Origin of the sequence: Methanolobus sp. WCC5 (genome assembly GCF_045690325.1) — an archaeon.
Classification (GTDB): domain Archaea; phylum Halobacteriota; class Methanosarcinia; order Methanosarcinales; family Methanosarcinaceae; genus Methanolobus.
Genome location: NZ_CP146981.1, coordinates 858214 through 881430 on the forward strand (window position 1 = coordinate 858214; position 23217 = coordinate 881430).

Consider the following 23217-nt stretch of genomic DNA (forward strand, 5'->3'; position numbering starts at 1 on the left):
TATTCATTACCCATGATAACATCCAATACTGATGATAATATTACATCATCAGGGGTTTTATGTTGCGGATATGCAGTATTGGTCATTCTATCTGAATACGTCAGGCTGCTCCTCTTGCCTGGAGGATAATATCACCCCACTTATCCAGCAATTCTTCAAGTGCCTTTAATGAAATCGGTTTTGAGATGTAATCATCCATCCCTGCCTGGATAAAATGCTCCATGTCACCTTTTAAGGCATAAGCCGTCATTGCAATTATCGGTATGTCCTTATTGAGTACCGCAGACTCAGTATTGCGAATGTACCTTGTAGCTTCAAGACCATCCATCTCAGGCATCTGTATATCCATGAATACAAGGTCATATGGTATTATCTCAAGAGCCCTTATTGCCTCCAGACCATTGGCAACAGAATCTGCATTAAAACCCAATTTCTTTAACATACAATGGGCAAGCTTCTGATTATCTATATTGTCCTCTACCAGCAAAACATTTAGGCCACCCTCGTTACTCCGGAACAGGGCTGTCTGCTCCGGCTTTTCAATTGTCTGCGACATGGGTTGCTTTTCCAGTTTTACAGTAAACCAGAAATCTGACCCCCTGCCCGCTTTACTGGTTGCTCCAATGCTTCCTCCCATCATTTCAGCAAGTTGCCGGGATATGGCAAGACCCAGGCCGGTACCACCAAAACGACGTGTGTTCGAGGCGTCTGCCTGGGTGAACTTTTCAAAAATGCGTTCTATTTTATCCCCGGGAATACCAATGCCTGTATCACTAACGTTAAACCGCAGCATGACATTATCGTCATCCATGGAATCCACCGAGACCCTGATCGATACCCGGCCTTTTGATGTGAATTTTATAGCGTTTCCTGTCAGATTGGTCAGTATCTGGAGCAGACGGCTCATGTCACCCCGCAATAATAATGGAACATCCTTTTGCACGATCAAAAGCAGTTTCAATCCTTTGGCGCTTGCGCGCAGATCCATGGTGTTTACGAAACTCTCAAGCATATTTGACAGGTTGAAGTCAAGCGTCTCCAGTTCAAGCTTGCCTGCCTCTATCTTTGAAAAATCAAGGATATCTTCAATAAGATCAAGTAATGCTTTTCCACTTTTCTGAACTATTTCCACATAGTGTCGTTGCTCCTCGCTCAGCTCGGTTTCCATGAGTATTTCGTTAAAGCCGATGATACTGTTCATTGGTGTACGGATCTCATGGCTCATATTGGCAAGGAATTCTGATTTGGCTATATTGGCAGCTTCTGCCGCTTCTTTGGTTCGTTGCAGTTCCTCTTCAGCCCGCTTGCGCTCGGTGACATCAGCTCCGACACTATACATTCCGATGACATGCCCTTCATGATCGTATATGGGACTATTCGACCATGAGATCCAGACCCTTTTTCCGTCTTTGCAGATATTCTCATTGATGTTACTGGCATATTCCTCCGGATGCTGGAAAATGTCGTTCATGAGAGATGAAAGATTGCGCCCGGTCTCTTCATACTCGGGCACGATCGTACCAACCACGTTCCTTCCTAAGATCTGCGCTTCATCATATCCGAATAAGCGCTGTCCAAAATCATTAAGGAACAGTACTTTTCCATGACTGTCCCATTTCAGGATGATGCTATGGGATTTCTCTACCAGGTCCCTGTATTTCATTTCACTTTCCACTAGTGCTTCCTCTGCCTGTCTGCGGTGATCTAGCTGGTCATTCAACTCCCGTGTTTTTTTTGCAACCTGACGTTTGACTGACCAGAGCCAGACCAGTAGAAAGATAGCAATACCTGATAAAGGGACAAGAACTAATAACATATATCCGGCTATCTGCTCAGATGTCGTTTCCTGATATGGGTCTGCAAACCATTTTTTATATATCCGGTCATATTCACCAGATTGTTTTACAATCGCAAGCCCCTCGTTGAGTTGTTGGAGAAGATGGTCATTTCCCTCTGAAACAGCAAAACAGTAATCCATAGGCTCGATCAAAGGTCCGACTGATTCAAGGTTTTCAATCCCGAGTTGTCTCATATGGTAGGTTGCCTGCAATTTTCCTAAAAGTGCTGCGTCATATTGACCCGATGAGAGTAATATAAGGGCATCTTCCTGATCCCTTACTGTTATTATTCTGGAAGGATCACTTATATTGAGTGCATAGTCATGCATGATATCCCCTTCCTGCACAATAATGGCAGCATTTTCAAGATCATCAATACTTCTTACAGATGAGCCCTTACGAACAAATATGGAATGTGAAACAACAATATGCGGGGTGGAAAAGAGTACATTCTCTGCACGTTTTGGAGAATAGTACATCCCGGTCAGGACATCAGCAGAACCATCCTCCAGATCAGCCCGTACTTCACTCCAGGGACCAGGTTCAATAGTTGCATTGATACCCATAGTGTTAGCAACGGCTTCAAACAGTTCTATATTGAATCCTGCCGGATTTCCGTCTGCATCCAGGAATTCATAAGGAGGATAGTTATCATCTGCACGGACAAGGACCAGGTCTGATGCTGCTACATTACCTACAGCTATCAAAAGAATGAGAGTGATAGCAATGATAACATGTGTCCATGGCAGGTTTTTATGGATTCTCGGTCCTTTTTGAAATATCCTGACCTCCTGAACCTGTTGTGCACCAATCGTATTCCCATTCTTATAGTTCACAGTTAACTCTCCTTACTGCGGTAAAAATTAAAACTGTTCTTATGATAGTACCGGTTGAAAGGGCTTCTGGTTTGCTCAAGCCAGCTGCATTCTGAAATGCCATAAGGACTACCTCGGGTTTAATGCTCTTCCTTAACTACTTTCTTTATCAGACCCGTATCTGCGATAATGCCTCAAGACAAAAGGCTAAAAAAACTCGTCAATTGTAATCGACTGCTATTCAATACTCAATATATGCATATATCAATCTTATATATTTATACCTGGTCCAATTAAATCGTATTGAGTGGTAACAAACTCTGGCTTGTGCTGCAAATATGTTGCAATTGTTTTACCGGTATAAGTTACAATTGCCTGAGCATTTCACCAAGTACTCCGAACTGCCGTTCCATCTCAGAGACCATAGCCTCATCCCTTATCGCATCAATATCAGCCATTTTACCGGCCTCTTCTATCCGGGCAGCAAGTCCACTGAGAGCCAGACCTCCAAGATTTGCAGACGCGCCTTTTATCCTGTGGGCATGATGAACCACATCAGACATTTTTTCCTTGTCAATGGAATCTTTTAGCTTACCGATCATCTTTGGCATTTCCTGAAGGAAGATTAATATCAATCCCCTGGCAAGCTCCTCATCATCCATGATCCTCTCCAGAAGGGCCTGCCTGTCAAATACTACAGGACCTTCTGTCCTATCCCTATTAGTGATAAGGACATCATTACCTGTGTTGACTGTCCGGACCGGTGAAAGCCATCTATCCAGTGACCCTGCAAGAGACTGCAGAGCAACGGGTTTTGAGATATAATCATCCATTCCGGCTGCAATGAAACGCTCTCTGTCACCCTTCATTGCATGTGCTGTCATTGCAATGATAGGCACCTTCCGGTTAAGGACCAAAGAACCCGGGTCACGGATGAGCCGTGTGGCTTCAAGCCCGTCCATTTCAGGCATCTGCACATCCATAAGCACCAGGTCATAAGGGATCATTTCAAGGGCTTTTACTGCTTCTGCTCCATTAGCCACAGTATCTGACCGAAGTCCAAGTTTTTTCAACATGCTCTGTGCCACTTTCTGGTTAACGATATTGTCCTCGGCCAGCAATATCCTCACATTGTCACAGTATTTTACTGGTAAACTGTGCTCTGTAGGATGAAAAGCTGCAGTTGAGCAGGGATTCTGTTTAGGGGAGCCAGTGGCCAGTACTGTGGATAACTTATCAAATAGTTCAGATTGGCGTACCGGTTTATTTAGGAATGTTGCAAAAAGGCCCCTGTCCAACTGGCCGGAGCCGGCCAGTTGCCCCATAGAGGACAGCATCATCAGGCAGGTATCTTTAAACCTGTCATCTGACCTGATAGCCCGGGCAAGAGCTACACCATCCATACCAGGCATATGCATATCCAGGATAGCCACATGGAAAGGCTCATGGTCCTCATATGCACATGAAAGAGCCTCAAGTGCTGAAGAACCGTCAACAGCTCCGCTTGTCTGTGCACCCCGGGAAGACAAGAGGGTTATAAGTATCTCCCGGTTCGTAGCATTATCATCCACCACAAGTACATGTGCACCCCGAATATCACCTGCCGGAATAGCCCTGCAAGATTGTCCCTTACACTTTGCAAAACCAAGCGTGAACCAGAACTCTGAGCCTTTGCCTGGCTCACTCTTAACACCAATCTCCCCTCCCATCATTTCCACAAGTTGCCTGGAAATAGCAAGCCCCAGACCTGTGCCCCCATATTGTCGTGTTGTGGAAGCATCTACCTGGTAGAACTGATCAAAAAGAGAGCTCATTTTATCTTCAGGAATGCCGATGCCTGTATCCCGGACAGAGAATCGCAGAAGCACATCTGAATCACTCTCGTATTCCATGGTCACCCTTACAACGACCTCACCGTTATCTGTGAACTTTATCGCATTACCGGCAAGATTTGTAAGTACCTGCTGCAAACGTCCGGGATCTCCCCGGATATAAGACGGCACATCAGGTTCTGCAGCACAGATGAATTCCAGTCCTTTGTCATGGGCTTTTATAGACAGCACAGAAGAAAAACCATCCAGCACACTGTGCAGGTCAAAATCCAGCATTTCCAGCTCAAGTTTACCTGCCTCTATCTTGGAGAAGTCCAGTATATCATTAATAATGTCAAGCAACGTTTCCCCGCTTGCCTTAACAGTCTCTACATAATGCATCTGTTCTTCATTGAGCTCAGTGTCCATTAGCAGGCCTGTCATGCCGATTACACCATTCATGGGTGTGCGTATCTCATGGGACATGTTTGCCAGGAACTCGCTTTTGACCCTGGTGGCCTCTTCCGCCCTCATCAAAGCCAGATCCAGTTTTCGGTTCTTGATTTCCAGTTCTTTGGCATATCCCATTAATTTTTCCTCTGCAAGCTTGAGGTCTGTTACATCGGTCAACACGCCCTGCACACCTGTAAATATTCCATCTTTTATCACAGGTCTTGCAGCAGTTCTCATCCATATAGTCCTGCTATCTTTGCTTATATAACGATACTCAGTAGGCTCACTAGCACCTGAAATAATCTTGCGGAACTGCTCTGTACGTCCTTTCCTGTCTTCCGGATGCACAAAATCGATGAAACGTTTGCCTGTCATCTCAGCAGGCGAATATCCTCCTTTCAATTCCACATTAGGGGATACGTATGTGATCCTCCCCTCCTCGTCAAGGACATAGATTATTTCACTGAGGTTCTCTACAAGCATACGGTACATTTCCTCGCTCTCAAGGAGGGCCTGTGCTGCTTGTCTGCGTTCTGTGATATCCCTGCTGACACCCAGAATGCCTATGAACATCCCATTCTCATCATACATTCCGGATATAGTAGCCTCTGTCCAGACAGTCGAACCATCCTTGCAGGGTTGCTCAAGCTCAATTCTTGTCGCCGGGAATGATTTTCCTGAATTGACCGCTTCAGTAACGGTTTCCACACCTTCCAGATAATAAGGCAATGAAGCAGGGGTTAACAGGTCATCAGGTTTTTGGACCATCACCTCTTCAGGGGTATAACCGCGCAGTTTCTCAACTGAAGGACTGACATATGTGAATCTCCCTTCCAGGTTCATTATCCATATAACATCTGTGGAATTGTCGGCCAGAAGGCGATGCCGTTCTTCACTTTCCTTCAAAAGTTGCTCAGAAAGTTTGCGCTCTGTGATGTCACGTACTGCAGCAACCCTAACCTGAAGATTTTCACGATTTATATTATAAGCTTCTATCTCAAGTGGCAGAACAGTTCCATCTTTCCGTATTCCACGGATCTCATAGGGTTTTGCAATGCCTCTGGCCATCCTTTCCCGGACAAGCCCATGGTCATCAGGGTGGATAAACATTGATATAACATTCTTTCCCAGCAGTTCATCCCTTGAATAACCGATTATACGTGTCAGTGCCTCATTGACCTCAAGGGCGATACCTTTATCGTGTATTATGATACCTTCAAAGGTCACATCCGAAAGTAAGCGGTACTTCTCTTCACTTTCTTTCAATGCACTCTCAGATAACATCTGTCCAACCTTGTTCCATACGGAATCCATGAGCAAAGTAAGCTGGAGAACATCGTTATCATCATAATCTCTTTCCTTGTTCGCAACCCCTGCAACCAGAACGATTTCATCGTTTCTGAATATAGGTACCGTCATGAATCTATCAAGTTCAACATGTCCTGAAGGATATCCTTTTTTCAAGGTGTTGGGAGCTTTGAAATCGTTTATGATGATTGCTTTGCGCTGCCTTACAGCTTCTCCCCATATACCGGTGCCTTCCAGCTTGTAAACGGTTTGAGGATCTACAATTGCACACTCATCCATCACGGACCCGGACCATGTGTTCAGGGTAAACTCTTTCTTTGCCTCATTGTAATGATAGATGTAACCAATCTTGCTTCCTGTTAGTATGATAGCATGGTCGAGTGCAAAATCAAGTAGCTGCTGAACAGAATCATGATCAGACTGAAGTATTTCAATCAGGCTCTTTAATCTGGCTTCCCTGAGAAGAAGCTCCTCCTGAGCATTTTTAATATCTGTGATGTCCATTGAATATTCAATGATACTGTCAAGCTTTCCCTCTTCATCAAAAATTGGATAAGCACTTACCTCAACATTTGTTTCCCTGCCATTTATATCAATGTGAACATGCTCTGTTCTTGCAGATCTGCCAGTCCTCCTTATCTCTTCCAGTGGACATGGATGATCAGAACCGCTGCAGGGCTTGCAAAGCATATGGCTTGCCTCATAACATTTGCTATCCGGACCTATATTGAAATGGCTTTTTGCAAAAGAGTTTGCAAGCTTGATGGTATGATCTTTGGCATCTATCAGCAAAAAAGGATGAGTCAGGGCATCAAGAACTGTTTTTAACATGTCCTTTCTGCACATATCGTGTATGGCAGTTTTTCTCTCATACGTTGAAAATATCTGATAATCCTCTGATGATGATCTTTTTTGCATCGATTACTTCCTGTGCATTGAATAAGCGAGCAGTTCCTTTAATGAATACCAGGGAAATGCTGGAAAACGATTTTCATGATTTAATATTTAGAACACAATATAATATTATGGGATATATATACATTGTCAGTGCACTTTATGTTACGATGTTACACATCATCATAGAAATAATGCCTGATGAGTAAAAAAAGAACAGATAACTAATAAAACAACAGATAACTGATAAAACAACAGATAACTGACAAAAACATAAAAAGAAAAGTACATCAGCCGGGATTCGAACCCGGGTTCTAGCGTTGGCAACGCCAGGTGATGACCGCTACACTACTGATGTTCTTCGTTTAGGTGCCCAGACCCGGACTTGAACCGGGGACAACTGCCTCTTCAGGGCAGCGCTCTCCCAACTGAGCTACCTGGGCATCATGACCCGAAGCACCTAAATGTTGCTTTTGGATTTAAAGTTAACTGTTCTTTGAATGTTGATGGTGGGCCCGGGGAGATTCGAACACCCGACCTCCGCCATGTCAAGGCGACGTCATGACCAGCTAGACCACGAGCCCATGAGCAGTTAACTAATAACCGTAAACACCTTGCTGCTTAATGGCACTTCAATGCTATTATCGCATGCCTTGGCGCTTATCAGCACCCCACATAATGCATAATAGATAATAAACCTTTTGGGCAAACAGATACAACATGGTCATTTACCATATAAAGAGCGATAATCCTGATAGTTCTCAGGCAATATTGCCCATCAAAATACCCATAAATTTCAGGCAGATCCGGTTCCTTATCCACCTGTCATGCCGGTTTGCATGAGCAGATACTGAAGGGTACTTTGTGCAAAAACACCCGGTCTATCTGTCTATTACATTCATAGTCCAACACCTGCGGCATAAGCATACTGTATGAACGGCAGACCAAATCAGCTGTGTCCAAGAGAAGCATACATATAAAGAACAATGACCACTCACAAAGAACAATGACTACTCACTGTAGAATGTATCTGGTGTGGAGCTGGCACCGGAGATACTTCTGGTGGAACCGTCAGGGTATATAAGAGTCAGGACCTTTACATTACTTCCCAGTGCATGGGAATCGTGGAGATAGTATGCATCATTGATACGTGACACGTCCCTGGCAAAGACAACTGCATTGTCCTTTCCAAGCTCAAGTACCTCCACCTCTCCAAAATCCAGGAAAAACGTATCAAGGGCAGGCTCCAGATTATGTGCTCCCAGCAAAAGGACATACATACTGGAGAACATATCAAGGCTGTATGATACTGATATTACTGCATCGGTTCCCTGAAATCTCACAGAGACCTGGTTGAACTGCAGATATTCACCTTCATTTGAAATGATATCGTTGGTAACCGAAAATGAAATAACGAAGATGAGGAATGCAAAGATCAGGAAGGCTGCCAGCTTCATTATATCAGACCCGGGATGAAAAGATGCATAGATTCTTATATTCTGATGCCACTATAGCCATATTAACTTTACTCACAACTTAAATACCATAGATAAGATTTACATAGTTATAAAAACCGTCAAGTATATATTTTGTACGTACAACTGTGAACAACATTAAACCTTGTGAGATGACTATGGAAAAAGAGATCACTACTCCTAGCGAAGAGATTGAACTTTATGGAGACAATTTCCATACCACAGACTCCATTGATGTTCCCGAGCTTCTGATAGACCAGATAATCGGACAGGAACATGCTGTGGAGGTGGTAAAAAAAGCAGCCAGCCAGAGAAGGCATGTTATGATGATAGGCAGCCCCGGTACTGGTAAATCATTACTGGCAAAGGCAATGGCCGAACTTCTTCCAAAAGAAGAGTTGCAGGATATAATGGCATATCCTAATCCGGAGGACAGTAACAATCCCAAGATACGCTCGGTTCCGGCCGGGAAGGGGAGGGAGATCGTCATGGCACACAAACTGGAAGCCCAGAAAAAGGCCCAGTCGCGTAACATGCTCATGATGATACTGGTATTTGGAATAATAATCTATTCATTCTATGTGGGTCAGCTTTTATGGGGTATCATAGCTGCAATAATGATACTGCTCCTGACACGCCAGTTCATGCCAAAAGAAGAGATGATGATCCCTAAACTGATAGTTTCCAACTACCAGAAGGAGCACGCACCGTTTTTGGATGCTACAGGTACACATGCAGGTGCACTGCTTGGTGATGTGAGACATGACCCGTTCCAGTCAGGAGGACTTGAGACACCGGCACACGACAGGGTAGAGAGCGGTGATATTCACAAATCACACAAAGGCGTGCTCTTCATAGATGAGATAAACACCCTGAGCCTTGAATCCCAGCAGAGCCTGCTGACAGCCCTGCAGGAAAAGGAGTATCCGATCACAGGACAATCCGAAAGGAGTTCTGGTGCCCTTGTAAAGACAGAACCGGTTCCATGTGATTTCATCATGGTGGCTGCAGGTAATCTTGATGCAATGGAGAAGATGCATCCTGCACTCAGATCACGTATAAAGGGTTACGGATACGAACTATTCATGAGAGAATCCATGCAAGATACACCTGAGAACCGCAAGAACCTCGTAAGGTTCGTGGCACAGGAAGTCATGAGGGACGGACACATACCACCTTTTGACAAGAGTGCGGTCGATGAGGTGATCAGGGAGGCACAGAGAAGAGCGGGAAGAAAGGGTCACCTGACCCTGAAACTCCGTGACCTCGGGGGGCTTGTAAGGGTGGCCGGTGACATCGCACACTCAGAAGACGCAGCTGTGGCCACTGCAAAACATGTGCTTGCAGCAAAGAAGATGGCAAGGTCCATAGAACAACAGCTTGCCGATAATTACCTGGAACGCAAGAATGACTACCAGCTATTCCAGAAAACAGGCGGTGCCATAGGAAGGGTCAACGGCCTTGCAGTCATGGGCGGGGATTCAGGTATCGTTCTGCCAATAATGGCAGGAGTGACACCGGCACTATCCAACACCGAAGGCAAAGTAATTGCAACAGGAATGCTGAAGGATATAGCAAAGGAAGCCGTGCAGAATGTATCTGCAGTGATCAAGAACGTCACAGGCAAGGATATAATGAACCGTGACATTCACATCCAGTTCATCGGAACATATGAAGGGGTGGAAGGTGACAGTGCATCCATATCCATAGCAACTGCCGTAATATCAGCCCTTGAGAATATTCCGATAGACCAGGCAGTAGCAATGACAGGTTCTCTGTCTGTCAGAGGAGACGTACTACCTATCGGTGGTGCTACCTACAAAATAGAAGCTGCTGCAAGAGCCGGAATCAAGAAAGTCATTATCCCAAAATCCAATGAGGATGATGTTCTTATCGAAGAAGCATACAAAGACATCATAGAGATAGTTCCGGTAACCAACATAATCGAGGTTATAGAGCACAGTCTTGTAGGTCCTGATAAAAACAGGATAGTTGAGAAGCTCAAAAACCTGAGCAATCTCAAGGTCAGCGCAGATATGCCTGAGGTAGTCCCTGCATGAAGCAGGGACTCTCATTTAATTTATATTTTATTTATACCGGGAGGAAAAAAGATCATGCAGAGTGTAGACTTTTTTGATACAAGGATCATAGAGGGAACCACCACATCCATTGTCCTTGATAATGGAAAGATAGAGCAGATATCCGTCAATTTTACAAAAGGAGCTGCAGTGCGTGCATTGAAGGGAGGTTCCTGGGGATTCACATCCGCTGACGGGGACTTCGATATTGAAAAAGCGATACGTGCAGCTTCAGAGCTGGCAGTGAGCATGGATGAGAAATCGCCTAAAGAAAAGGTGCTGATCAAAGAAATAGCAAAACCTGTTGTAAGCAACCTCCCAAAAGTGAAGAAGAACCCCATGGACATATCCCTTGAAGAAAAGGTAAGTAACCTTAAAGAGTTTGGCAAACACGCCAAAAAGGAAGGAATCAGCAGCACCAGTGCCGCCTATAGCGAATCATCATACAGGATAATGTACACCGACTCTACTGGTATAGAGGGTGAATATGATATTGTGCGCACAGGCTTTGCTATAAGTGCGGTGGCATCAAGGAACGGCATTTACCAGGCAGGCAGGGAAAGTCGTTTTGGTATCACAGGGTATGAGATCTTTGACAAATATAATGCTGCAGAGCTGGCAGAAGAAGCTGCAAAGAGCGCATTACAGCTCCTTGATGCAAAACCGGCAAAAGGAGGGAACATGCCAGTCATACTTGACCCGGAACTTGCCGGAGTCTTTGCCCATGAGGCTGTGGGACATGCATCTGAAGCAGACCTTGTGCTGGAAGGGAGTTCGGTACTTGAAGACCGCATAGGTCAAAGTATTGCTTCCCCCCTGGTCACAATTGTCGATGATCCCACAATGCATGAATACGGTTATTTTCCCTTTGACGATGAAGGAGCACAATCAGAAAAGACTACGATCATAGAGAATGGCACACTGAGTTCATACCTGCATTCCAGGGAAACAGCCGCCAAACTGGGAGGCACACCCGGACATTGTCGTGCGCAGGGGCACTCCCGGCCCATTGTGCGTATGAGCAATACATATATAGACAACGGCAACTCAGAATTCGGGGAAATGCTGGAGGAAATAGGTAATGGAATGTATCTTATAGGCTCCAGGGGAGGACAGGTGAACACCGGTGAAGGAGTCTTCCAGTTCAATGCGGAAAAGGGTTACCTGATAGAAGATGGGAAACTTACGACATTGATAAGGGACGTCTCACTCTCCGGGAAGATACTGGAAATACTGAACAATGTGAAGATGGTTGGCAATGACCTGAAAATGAATTCGGGAAGATGTGGTAAGGGCGGGCAGCTTGTGCCTGTGACCGACGGTTCTCCCCACCTGATGATATCACAAGCCATGGTGGGAGGTGCCTGATATGTACGACCTTGCCAAAAAAGCCCTCAGGGCAGCCACAAAATACGGTGCCTCAGAGGCTGAAGTATATATCATCCATAGCCAGAAGACAGCCGTCAGCATACAGAAGGATGTCATAGAAGGAGCAAAAGAAAACATTACAACAGGCATAGGGATACGTGCTGTAGTAAACGGTGCTATAGGCTTTGCAAGCACCAATATAATGAGCCACATTGATGAGGCTGCCCAAAATGCCGTCAGCTCTGCAAAGATACAGGACAGCGATCCCGACTGGAGATCATTGCCATCCGATCAGAAATATCCCGAAGTTTCAGGTATAATGGACCCTCATATAAAGAACATGGAGCTTGATGACTGCATCGGACATACCATGGAAATGATGGAGGGAGCAAAGACCATACCAGGCATCATAGTCACTTCCGGCAGTTTCAGTCGTAGTCATGGGAAAAGACTCATACTGAACACTAACGGAATTGAAATATCAGAAGAAGGAACCGGTGTATCAGGATTCGTAGATGTGATCACCAGTTCCGGCCAGACATCTACTGCCTATGATTTTGCGATATCACGCCGGAATGATATCGACTTTACGTGCATTGGCAAGAATGCTTCTAAGCTTGCTAAAAGATCCCAGGACACAATAGCCATTGAAGCCCACAGGACAGAGGTCATCCTTCATCCCTTCGCATTCTCAGACCTTATAGAGAATGCGTTCATACCTTCCATAGACGCTGACAACGTTCAGAAAGGACGTTCAAATCTGATTGGAAAGAGAGGGGAAATAATAGCAAACAAAGACCTGTCAATATATGATGACGGAATTCTGGAAGGAGGCATTGAGACCGGCGTTGCCGATGATGAGGGAGTTGCATCACAGAAGACAACTGTGATAGAGAAAGGGGAATTCATGTCATACCTTTATGACACCTACACAGCAGGAAAGGACAACGTGGAAAGTACCGGCAACGCATCCCGCAATTCCTATCTATCCACACCTTCGGTGGGAACCAGGAACCTTATAATTGATTTCCCGCAGTGTGATGTGGTAGCTGATACTGAAAGTGGCGTTTACGTAAACACGGTCATAGGCGCCCATACAGCAAATGCTATATCCGGGGATTTCTCTGTGGAGGCAAGGAATGCCTTTACTGTAAAGGACGGGCAACTTGACAAACCTATCAAGTCACTTATGATCTCCGGAAATATCTTCGAAATGCTTAAGAACATCAACGGTGCAGGCAAGGATATAAGGAAGGTAGGTGGAACTATAACTCCATCCATAAGGGTTTCGGACATAAGTGTAATAGGCTGAACCTAAAGTATGTGAGAAATATCCGTATTTTGGCTCTGTAGAAATCCTTTCTTTATTAATAAACCACAGATAGATACGGATACATTCCCCTCCTACGAAGTTGAGTGCCTGCTAAACTCTGTAAGAGGTGAGTGTATCTGCGGTTCACAAATTATTGATAACATGTTTTAGCCCGTAGTTTTATTTCATTTTCTTCTTCTTCTTTTTAGAGCAAATCGCTGAAACGGATATTTACCAAACAGTAAATTTTCCTATAGTTTGCATTATATTAGAGATAGATATTTTTATAAAATTGTAGCCATACTTAAAAGAGTCTACTTTGCAAATATGCCGAAAACTTAGAAACAATTATATATGCATATAAATTATAAGGGAGTTATATTACACTAAAAACAATGATGAACTGTAGTATTCCTATCAAGGCGAGCAAATGGCGACTTTACACAAAAAAACCCTGGGCATCATTGGTGCAACGATTTTAGGAATGATCTTCATCATATACCTGAGCTCGCATTTCATTATAATTGAGAGTTTTGACAAACTGGAAGAAAGGGATGCCAGAAAAAATGCCGATTGCCTGAAGAATATCCTCCTGTCACAGGCCCATGACCTTGAAAAAAAAGCTTCAGATTGGTCAGTATGGGATGAGACTTACATGTTCGTCCAGGAAAATAGCAGCGAATTTGCTGAAAAATATCTCACAAGCGAGACCTTTTACAACCAGAGACTGGATTTTATGCTTTTCTACGATGAGGAAGGTGAGCAGGTCTACAAAAAAACGGTCATTGCGGACATGATAAATGAAGGACCTGTCACTGAACTGGAAAAACATCTTGAAGAGACTACCTCACTACTGGAACATACCAGTGAGAGCAGCTCAAAGACAGGATTCCTCATACTTGAAGGCAAACCCATAATCATAACCTCACAACCGGTTGTCCGAAGTGACAAGAGCGGACCTGTTGCAGGAACTGTGCTAACGGGAAGGATAATTGATGATGGTGAGATAAAAAGGTTGCAAGGTATAACCGGACAGAAGATAAGTGTAAAAGACCTCAGCGACCATAAAGGGAATAACAGCACTGCCCATCCATTTGCCTATAATATCGATCAGCAATACGAAAAAACAATCATAGGTACCTCAACTGATAACACATACATATTCTCATATGTGCATTTCAATGACATATACGGAAAAGAGGCTTTTTCCCTGGAAACAGCTACACTCCGGGATATACACCAGCAGGGCATAAACACTATCAACTATTTCCTTATCTTTTTAATCCTTACAGGCATCATCTTTGGTACCTCTGTCACGATACTGCTTGAAAGATCGCACATATCCCGCCTCAAAATACTCCGTGATGAAGTAAGGAACATCGGAGAAAAAGGAGATTTTTCAAAGAGGGTCCCATATGAAGGGGATGACGAGGTTGCAGGGTTGGGAGAATCCATAAACAGTATGCTTGAATCGCTTGAAAGGTCTCAGGACCTTATATTGAAGCGAGATACTACCATAAATGCCATTTTACAGGCAATGCCTGATATGATGTTCCGGATAAAAAAGGATGGCACAATCTGCAATTATAAACTCTCAACTGATAAATGCCTCTACGAGTCCCCGGAAACAGAACTTAATATCAATCTGCAGGATGTACTGCCTGCACACATAGCTACCATGGAACTTAAAGTGATAGAGCAGGCTCTTTGGACTAATAAGATACAGACCATGCAATACACCATGCCTGTAAAGGGAGAGATGAGGGATTTTGAAGTAAGGGTGGTGGTCTGCGGCGAGGATGAGGTTATGGCTGTCATAAAGGACATAACCGAGATAAAGCAGGCCGAGGAGATGCGCAGAAAAGATGTGCTTCTCAAAGAGATACATCATCGCGTAAAGAACAACCTCCAGATAATATCAAGTCTGTTGCGACTTCAATCAAGAAAATTCACGGATGAAGAAACGGTCGAAGCTTTCAGAGAGAGTCAGAATCGTGCAAAGATGATGGCAATTGCCCATGAAAAACTCTACCAGTCCCATGATCTGGAGAATATCGAGCTTGAAAATTACGTAAGTACACTTTCAAATTACTTACTTAGTGCATATGGGTGTGAACCTGAAGATATCAAAATTGATATAAATATTAAAAACGTAATACAGAGCATTGATACTGCCATTCCTCTGGGACTTATCATAAATGAGATAGTATCAAATGCCCTGAAGCATGCTTTTAAGAACCATAAAGGGAAAATACAAATAGAGTTGCGTCCTGAAGATAATGGGCTTTATGCGCTGACCATCAGGGATAACGGAATAGGATTTCCGGAAGATATTGACTTTACAAATACTGAGTCATTAGGAATGCAGATAGTTGTCTCTCTGGTTGAACAGATAGAAGGAAGGATCGAACTTAAGAGAGACAATGGTACTGAATTTAAGATCATATTCAAAGAGCTATCCTATAAAAGAAGGGACTACTGATGACCAATGAAAGGATAATGATTGTCGAAGATGAGAAAATAGTAGCTCTGGATATAAAGGATAGTCTTGAACATTTCGGATATTCAGTGCCCTGTATGGCTTCCAGTGGAGAGGAGGCCATCACATCTGTTGACCATTGCCATCCGGACCTTATACTCATGGACATTGTCCTCAAAGGAAAAATAGATGGCATAGAAGCTGCAAGGACCATACACGAGAACTACGGCATACCGGTCATCTACCTTACAGCTTATTCGGACGAGAGGACCCTGCAAAGAGCAAAGCTCACAGAACCTTTCGGACACATCCTCAAACCCTTTGATGAAAGAGAGCTTCGTACGAACATAGAGATAGCACTCTATAAAAGAGAAAGGGAGAAGGAAAAACTGTCCGATCATGAGAACTGTATCAACGCTATGCTGAATAGTATTGGTGATGCGGTCATATCAACCGACAGGAACGGTATCATAAAATATATGAATCCTCTTGCCATGGCACTTACCGGATACTGCCAGGAGGAGGCCCTGGGCCAGAATATCGGCAAGATATTCAAAGTTATTACCGAAGATAACAGAATTGCTGAAGATCCCACATCAAAGGTTCTGAGAGAAGGTGCTTTTTTCGGTCTTGATGAGAACACCACGCTCATCTCAAAAGACAATACCCGTATACCACTTGACATCATCGGCTCCCCGGTCACGAACAAGCGTAATGAGACCATTGGAGCTGTTATCATCTTCTACGATATCTCCGACAGGAAAGAGATCGAAAGGTCATTCAGGAGCTTTGAAGTATCCTATAGTTGAAGACCTTGCTGAATGATCTCAGATAAACTCTTTTTAAGGATATCAGGGTGACTGCAAGTATCCCTGTACCAAGATCCTTGAATTATCCGGATAGGGACAGTACATATGGTGCAGGATCCTGTTCCCAGTTTTGATCCTTAGTTACATAGGCACCGGTATCTTCTTCAGTCAGTATCAACCATCCCTTTTGTGTGAAATCGATTTTGAAAGATTTATCTTGTTCATTATCTTTTCGTGATACTTTGTCGCCACATAATAGCTAAGAGTTGCAAGTATGATACCCGCAATAAAATCTGTGAACCAGTGTATCCCCAGGTAGAATATCGTGAACTGGATAGCCAGGGTTATACAGACTGCAATGACCTTGAAGCCTTTCAGGTCTGTCTTGAGGACTATAAAGAGCATTGCAAGGAAAGAGAGTGCTGCATGAAGACTGGGGAAGCAATTGTCAAAGAACGGGTCAACACTTCTCAGACCTTCCAGTATCACCGGGCTCAGGTTGTAAAGCAGGGGAATAACATCCGGCAAAGTATAACCTGTGACCTTCACAGGAGTGAATATATAGAACGGGAAGGCGATTATGTAGATAAGGGCAACTGCCATCGCATACTCCTGAAGTGCCCTGATCCGCCGGGTGAATATCAGTACTACAAATGTGAATATCAGCAGGAAAGAGAATCCAAAAAGATAGATGAACGAACTGACATATGTAAGCAGGGGATTAGTAAAGACCTGGAACATACTAACACTATTGCCTTCTATATGCAGGATATATTTTGCAAGGGCATAATCAGGGGAGATGTCAAACACAGTTACAACCATCCCCTGAGACTTTACAAGAATGTAGATGAACGAGACCAGAAGCAAGTAAGGTAATATCTCTGATGGGAATGAGACTGCCTTCCTGTTTTCTGAAGAAGTCTTTTCTTTCCTGTTCCTGTATTTTCGTGGAATGAATACGAAATAAGCAACTATATTCATAAGGACAACCACAGGAACCAGTATCATCATTAACTGAGTATCCATCATTTTACCACTCCAAAGCTTTTGATCGTTGTTTAGTGCTCTAGATATAATTAAGTAAATTTACATTCAATGATAAAGATTATGCTTAAACCTTTATTCCTTGACAATTACCTGAAGATAGTAAATGATGAGCTGCCTTCAAGATATAAGCTGCTAAAGAGGATACCTGTTGTTTATGATGACAGTGAAAGTGTGAAAGAACTCTGGAGCAAGCATGATCAGTATATGAGAATATACCGGGAGCAAAAGCAAAAGATATACTTTTCAGGGATAATAACGGATGAAAGACAAACAAAGAAGAACCTTCTTGACCTGAAGACAGATATCGCAGAGAAGATGATAGAGAACTGTCACCTCTGCCAGCACAGATGCGGAGTCAACAGAAAAAATGGTGAAAAAGGCTTTTGCAAACTTACCGATAAATCCCGATATGCTGCAGAGTTCCTGCACATGGGTGAGGAGCCCGAACTTGTCCCCTCACATACGATCTTCTTTACCGGATGTGTGCTATGCTGTGTTTACTGCCAGAACTGGGACATATCCATGCATCCTGAAGCCGGGAGAGAGGTCAATGCAACAGAACTTGCCAGGAGGATTGACAAAAGAGAAAGAGAGGGAGCAAAGAACCTGAATCTTGTAACACCTACACCACATCTGCATAATATCCTGAGGACCTTAAGTAAAACATCTGTAAATACACCTGTTGTATGGAACTCCAATATGTACTTTGTATTTTTGTGTGGTACATATAATACAGCTCTATAAAAAAATATTACACATAGTACAAATGCCGCCTGTCCGGACAGTACATGTTCAACTCTATCTTTAGTTTCTGGACAATATCACAGCAGTATTGTTCCAGGACACCAAACTTGTCCCTGAGTACCCTGCAGAGCTCATGGGTTGTCACACCATTGTAGACATGGCCTCTTAACTCATGCATCACAGACACGGCCAGCTCTTCCGGAGAACAGGTATCTGTTATTTCTGCAGCTGTGATCCAGGATACTTTCTGCTCCCCCAGGAAGACACTTCTGCGATGCAATTTAATGTGGTTAAAGGTATCCTCACCACACACCGGACACTTTGTTTTTATGAACATTGTTTAACCGTATTGGGCATCAACAATCAATTTCTCATTTCAGCGACAAGCTTTCGAGCCAGAACTTTGCCAGCTTCTTCTGGGTTTTCCATCAGTTGCTTAAAGTGCCTTTTTTCGTATGCTTTTGGAAAATACTTTCTTTCAACCTCTGATACAGTACCATATCCACTTGTCTCATCTTTCATGTTCATATGCTCCCTTGTATTTATTAATGAAATATTGTGGATTTAATTCAGACTTAAAGTAATGTTTTCTTTTTATCCATATTAACCCATCGCCCTTGGATATGATAGCAACATCAATTGGTCCACCAACGGTTTCAGAATCCAACGATATTTTCCTTTTAAAAGAAGTCAAATTGATTAATGATTCTGCCATAGATGCAAGCTCATCCTTGGGTAACATCGAGACGACATTTGTAATGGGGCTTGTATAATTTTCATCTTGTATTTGCTGCATTTTTGTTATATAGTCTTTAACTAACATCTGTGCATGTTCGTTTAGTTTTGTGTACTCGGCGGAATCTATATTCACACAGTCGTTTTCTTTGAAATGTTCTATGAGCCCCATAACTGCTTCATCCAAAAAAGAAACGCTAAACTCAAAAATCGATGAATCAATTCCCCTCATAAACATATCTACCATTTCCCTCTGGGCAAATGGTGAAATTACTACACTTTTGTCAGAAGATATCGTTTCTTGTTTATCAAGTTCATATTTTAATTTGTTGCAAACCATGAATTCAATAATATACGATTTAAAAGATGGAAAGATTTCACTTTCTCCAAAACCTGCAACTACTATTCCCGAATATGAATTATTTTTTATGTTATGGGGAAATCTTGAGAAAAACCAGGGTATTATTGTTTTCAATATTTTTACATTGTCATCATCCAATGGGAATTCTTCAAAGACTTTGGATATTAGTTTATCTATTGTTTCCCCGTATTTCGAATGTAGCTGCTCATCAAACTCATCAAAAAAACCCGGACTCAGTTTTGCATTGTTCCATTCATTATATTGATATTCGAGAATATCCGACAGGGTTGTCTCTAGTTCTTCGTCATATACCAATCTTTGCTCAGAATGGAGTATTCTTTGGATTGATGTAAGTAACATTTCTTTTAAGTAATTGAGAAATAGATATAGACTATGTTCAAACATATCATCCTGTATATCTTCAGAAAACAGCGTTTCATTACCCTCTAAAAAATCAATGAAATCGTTTGCATAATCTTCTAATTTAGGGAATACATTGTTGCCGTTTTTAGATCTATACATTTTTATAATGGTCTCCCAAGGGACACTCATAAAGTCAGCATTTCCGTAAACCATTATTCCTACAGGAGCATGGTCAGATAAAGTAAACAACTTTTGGGCGGAAGGGAATATCTTGTCCCTTGAATAACCCGAAAGAGTTACTGCACTGTCAGCTGCCATAGCAATTGCAGCTCTGTTCATTATTACAATTTCAGATGTCATAAATTAATACCAACTACTGTTTTTGTCCTCTGGTGTCTGTTTTCCGTAACTGATCACATAAGTAGCAAACTGTTCATAACTCATAGTTTTTGAATCAACCATCTAATTCAGAATCATCGAAATATGCATTATATCTGCACCGGCACCAACCAGTCGGTCCACCTCTGATATGGGTAGTGCACTCTGGGTTTGGTATGGGCATCTTATTGATGGCATCATCGATAGTGAACACCTTTCCATGATTCTCAGAACATGCTTCACACGATGCGGGCCCTACAATTCTGACTTTTTTTAATCCCTCTCTGCGATACTTGACCAATCTCATCCTCTTGGCTTCGCGTAGGGGTCCAATGAAATCCTTGCCTTCGTGATAGAGAACCATGGCCATACTAAACTGAATCTTCCTGACAGTGTCGATATCTCCTTTCTGGATGGCCTCATTATTCTGATCTGTGTATATTCGCCACAATACATCAATTGGTTTAGGTTCTTTGCCCCACTCGACCGACATTATTGCCAGCTTTGTAAAGTAATCGGCCATATCGTATCCATTCAATCTCTCCTTCACAAACGCAACATCCCTGGCTTCGTCTTCGGTCATTAATATTTTTTCATCACCGGTGAGATGTTTCATAACATGTATTGGTTTACAGCAGTGAGGGCATTTAGTCTTACGCTGCGGCATTTTGGCAAGTTCTTTGTTGCAATATGGGCAAGTTGAATCTAAGTCGCATTTTACAGAAATGCTCTTTGGCGAGATTTTTGGTTCCGGTGCTATGCCTTCTTTTCGCATCTGAAGAAGCCGTCTCTTGACATCTTCGTGAGTAGATGATAATAGTTTAAGAATGGATTCTTTAAACACAGGACAATCTATGATAGAGGGTAAGCTTGGTGATCTTGTATCCGACGGAAGAGAAATGTTAGCGAATACTAGAGATTTTTTCGATTCAAAATTAGCCTCTAAACTACAAAGAGGATATGTGTTATTTCCAAATTCACTTTGTAGCTTGGATGATAACACTTCTTTAAAGAGGTCTGGGTATTGGTTGATGTACCTTTTATTCTTAAACCCGACGGAAGAAGCCATAGAAACTATTTCTTCTGGATTGAGGTCCATCTTCATTAAGTACTTCGCAATCAAAACAATGTTGTCAGGATATCCGTTATCTATGGATTCCAGTGCCTTCTCAAGCGTCTCTTTATCCTTGTGTAAAATCGAAGCCAATATCAGGGCACTCAATGAATAGCCTTGGAATGAACCATTCTTGTGATATTTGCGTAGTAAAAGGATAACATCCACAGCATCTTTATAATTGCCATACACAAGGTGCCTTTCTAGACCATAATAAAAAACAAATACATATCCAATGTCAACTTGTTGTCGGATGTCTTTCAGCCAATTGAGATAGACCCATCTTTGTTCCGGAGTGAGGCCTTCGTATGAGGGAAAGTATCCAATGCTGTGGTTTGCTTCTGAAAAAGAAGTAGGCTTTATAGGGAACTTACTTGATAAAAGACTTGGCTCGCTGCCAAACGAAAAAGTTATTCTAAATAATTCGTTTTCAAACAATACGTTTTGATCTTGTTCGGGATCGTAGTTTTTGAACTTTCCGTCTGCAAACCATAAAAGATTGAATATGCGATCATGAGAAGTTAGCCCGTCAAAGTAAGTGGCAACGGCGTTGCCAGACGGCGAGGTAGCTTCTTGAATCACAACATTAACTGTTTCCTTTTGTTCAGTTTTTCTCTTCAAGAAGTCAAATATCCCCATCCCACCACCTATGTTTTTTATACCCTCGTTTGTCTTTTCTTTAACTGTTCGTATAGTAGCAAACTATTCTCGAGTGTTATAACAACAAAAAAATTATTCAATTATTTCATCAACAATAACAGGCTTACCTTTTTTCTTCGACTCTCTGGCATGCTCCTCATCCGAGTGCGTGAACGCTTCCATGATGACCGACTTGATCAGGGCACGACCTTCGGGGCTGTGGAGGTACTCTTGGATGCCCTCTTGTACATTGGTTTCGATTTCTCTGTTTTCGTTGCGCATCTCTTCGCGGGCAAAAAATTCATAAAGTGCTTGAGAAGCAATTGAAGACTTGTTGCCATATTTATCAGTTCCAGCATACTCGTCGAGTTTCTCAACTAAGTATGGAGAAAGCGAAAAACCAACTGGTTTAGTTGTCCGTTTTCCTTTGAACTCTACCTGTGGCATAATAACATATTTGTTATAATTGGTTATAAAACGTCTTCTAACTATCGTTATAACTGGTTATAACAAGCTTTTTATAGTATAGTGTTATACTATGTTATAACGGAAGTTACAACATGACAGAGAAGAACATTGTTTCATTTGATGCGCCTGACCAAATGTTCGCTAAGATTGAAGAGCTCAAAACACACGGGGGCTACAAATCCAGAAGTGAAGCAGTGCGCGATCTAGTCAGAAAAGGTATGGAAATGGTAAAATGAAAGGAAGAAAGACAGAAGTGAAAGCGTTTTCAATGGACCGTGTAACTCAGGAAAACCTTGAGTACATTCTCGGTTCGCACTACTGCAACAAGCTCGGATGCAGTGCACTCATTGGTGCAATGATAAACGAGAAGGCAGCAGAGTTGAGACTTGTAGACAAGTTGCAGGCAATGGGCCAGGAGATTGTAGTCCCTCAAGGCTGGTTTGGTGGTTCAGCCGGTATATCCATGGTGGTGGAAGCATGACCGATTACGACCCTGCATACGTCGAAGAATGCAAGGATGTTCTGCGGACTACTCCCCCATCAGTCATCTGGGAGATGGAACACGGATCAGAGATAGACCGCCTCGCGATTTCAAACATCAAGAGAGCTGCCGGGGTGGAGTAAGATGTCAGGCGTTCAATCTAAAGAACCGTTTGCAGACGATATTCAGGAGCCTGAGGAAGATTACATAGAGACCGTGAAGAAGATCGTTGCTGAGGTGATCTGAG

Annotated in this window: 18 protein-coding genes and 3 tRNA genes; 9 read left to right on the forward strand and 12 right to left on the reverse strand. The window is 42.9% G+C overall.

The annotated features are described in order from the left end of the window. Positions 1-100: 100 nt before the first annotated feature. The 6 genes from V7O64_RS04055 to V7O64_RS04080 form a co-directional block, all read right to left on the reverse strand. Entirely contained in the window at positions 101-2674 is a 2574-nt protein-coding gene (locus V7O64_RS04055; RefSeq protein WP_407356749.1) for a transporter substrate-binding domain-containing protein, read from the reverse strand. A gap of 344 nt (positions 2675-3018) precedes the next feature. Next, positions 3019-7143 (reverse strand): PAS domain S-box protein, encoded by a 4125-nt coding sequence (locus tag V7O64_RS04060; protein ID WP_407356750.1) that lies wholly within the window; start codon positions 7141-7143, stop codon positions 3019-3021. A 262-nt stretch (positions 7144-7405) separates the two neighbouring features. After that, positions 7406-7477, reverse strand: a tRNA-Gly gene (locus tag V7O64_RS04065). A gap of 12 nt (positions 7478-7489) precedes the next feature. Then, positions 7490-7562, reverse strand: a tRNA-Phe gene (locus tag V7O64_RS04070). A gap of 64 nt (positions 7563-7626) precedes the next feature. After that, positions 7627-7703 (reverse strand) — tRNA-Val (locus V7O64_RS04075). Positions 7704-8129: 426 nt separating this feature from the next. Continuing rightward, on the reverse strand, positions 8130-8576 hold the full coding sequence (locus V7O64_RS04080; protein WP_407356751.1) for a hypothetical protein: 447 nt from the start codon (positions 8574-8576) through the stop codon (positions 8130-8132). A gap of 176 nt (positions 8577-8752) precedes the next feature. On the opposite strand from V7O64_RS04080, the gene lonB reads away from it, so the two are divergent. The 5 genes from lonB (at position 8753) to V7O64_RS04105 (ending at position 16640) form a co-directional block, all read left to right on the forward strand. Then, positions 8753-10654 (forward strand): ATP-dependent protease LonB, encoded by a 1902-nt coding sequence (lonB, locus tag V7O64_RS04085; RefSeq protein ID WP_407356752.1) that lies wholly within the window; start codon positions 8753-8755, stop codon positions 10652-10654. Between the two features lie 54 nt (positions 10655-10708). Beyond that, complete coding sequence (locus tag V7O64_RS04090; RefSeq protein ID WP_407356753.1) at positions 10709-12040, forward strand: TldD/PmbA family protein; 1332 nt, start codon at positions 10709-10711, stop codon at positions 12038-12040. A gap of 1 nt (position 12041) precedes the next feature. Further along, the gene (locus V7O64_RS04095) at positions 12042-13352 is read left to right on the forward strand and encodes a TldD/PmbA family protein (protein ID WP_407356754.1); all 1311 of its coding nucleotides are present in this window, start codon (positions 12042-12044) and stop codon (positions 13350-13352) included. Positions 13353-13782: 430 nt separating this feature from the next. Continuing rightward, a complete protein-coding gene (locus V7O64_RS04100) occupies positions 13783-15834 on the forward strand; it encodes a CHASE4 domain-containing protein (protein WP_407356755.1) in 2052 nt (683 codons plus the stop codon). Beyond that, positions 15834-16640: a response regulator gene (locus V7O64_RS04105; RefSeq protein WP_407356756.1), complete on the forward strand. Its 807-nt coding sequence runs from the start codon at positions 15834-15836 to the stop codon at positions 16638-16640. The genes V7O64_RS04100 and V7O64_RS04105 overlap by 1 nt, the downstream gene beginning before the upstream one ends. 174 nt (positions 16641-16814) lie before the next feature. Here V7O64_RS04105 and V7O64_RS04110 read toward each other — a convergent pair whose 3' ends face one another. Next, the gene (locus tag V7O64_RS04110) at positions 16815-17669 is read right to left on the reverse strand and encodes a phosphatase PAP2 family protein (protein ID WP_407356757.1); all 855 of its coding nucleotides are present in this window, start codon (positions 17667-17669) and stop codon (positions 16815-16817) included. Positions 17670-17747: 78 nt separating this feature from the next. Here V7O64_RS04110 and V7O64_RS04115 point away from each other — a divergent pair, with 78 nt between their 5' ends. After that, positions 17748-18431, forward strand: a complete 684-nt coding sequence (locus V7O64_RS04115) for a hypothetical protein (RefSeq protein ID WP_407356758.1) — start codon at positions 17748-17750, stop codon at positions 18429-18431. A gap of 7 nt (positions 18432-18438) precedes the next feature. Here the strand turns inward: V7O64_RS04115 and V7O64_RS04120 are convergent, their stop codons facing one another. From V7O64_RS04120 to V7O64_RS04140, 5 genes are all read right to left on the reverse strand, one after another. Further along, a complete protein-coding gene (locus V7O64_RS04120; protein WP_407356759.1) occupies positions 18439-18768 on the reverse strand; it encodes a hypothetical protein in 330 nt (109 codons plus the stop codon). A 26-nt stretch (positions 18769-18794) separates the two neighbouring features. Beyond that, a complete protein-coding gene (locus V7O64_RS04125; RefSeq protein WP_407356760.1) occupies positions 18795-18953 on the reverse strand; it encodes a hypothetical protein in 159 nt (52 codons plus the stop codon). After that, the gene (locus V7O64_RS04130; protein ID WP_407356761.1) at positions 18943-20250 is read right to left on the reverse strand and encodes a hypothetical protein; all 1308 of its coding nucleotides are present in this window, start codon (positions 20248-20250) and stop codon (positions 18943-18945) included. The genes V7O64_RS04125 and V7O64_RS04130 overlap by 11 nt, the downstream gene beginning before the upstream one ends. A 94-nt stretch (positions 20251-20344) precedes the next feature. Further along, positions 20345-22021, reverse strand: coding sequence for a TerB N-terminal domain-containing protein (locus V7O64_RS04135; protein WP_407356762.1), 1677 nt, complete (start codon positions 22019-22021; stop codon positions 20345-20347). A gap of 93 nt (positions 22022-22114) precedes the next feature. Then, positions 22115-22468, reverse strand: coding sequence for a hypothetical protein (locus V7O64_RS04140; RefSeq protein WP_407356763.1), 354 nt, complete (start codon positions 22466-22468; stop codon positions 22115-22117). A 113-nt stretch (positions 22469-22581) separates the two neighbouring features. Here V7O64_RS04140 and V7O64_RS04145 point away from each other — a divergent pair, with 113 nt between their 5' ends. The 3 genes from V7O64_RS04145 to V7O64_RS04155 are packed head-to-tail and all read left to right on the forward strand — an operon-like array spanning position 22582 to position 23113. Further along, a complete protein-coding gene (locus V7O64_RS04145) occupies positions 22582-22725 on the forward strand; it encodes a ribbon-helix-helix domain-containing protein (RefSeq protein ID WP_407356764.1) in 144 nt (47 codons plus the stop codon). Beyond that, the gene (locus V7O64_RS04150) at positions 22722-22970 is read left to right on the forward strand and encodes a hypothetical protein (RefSeq protein ID WP_407356765.1); all 249 of its coding nucleotides are present in this window, start codon (positions 22722-22724) and stop codon (positions 22968-22970) included. Before V7O64_RS04145 ends, V7O64_RS04150 begins: the two co-directional genes overlap by 4 nt. Then, a complete protein-coding gene (locus V7O64_RS04155) occupies positions 22967-23113 on the forward strand; it encodes a hypothetical protein (RefSeq protein ID WP_407356766.1) in 147 nt (48 codons plus the stop codon). Before V7O64_RS04150 ends, V7O64_RS04155 begins: the two co-directional genes overlap by 4 nt. Positions 23114-23217 lie beyond the last annotated feature (104 nt).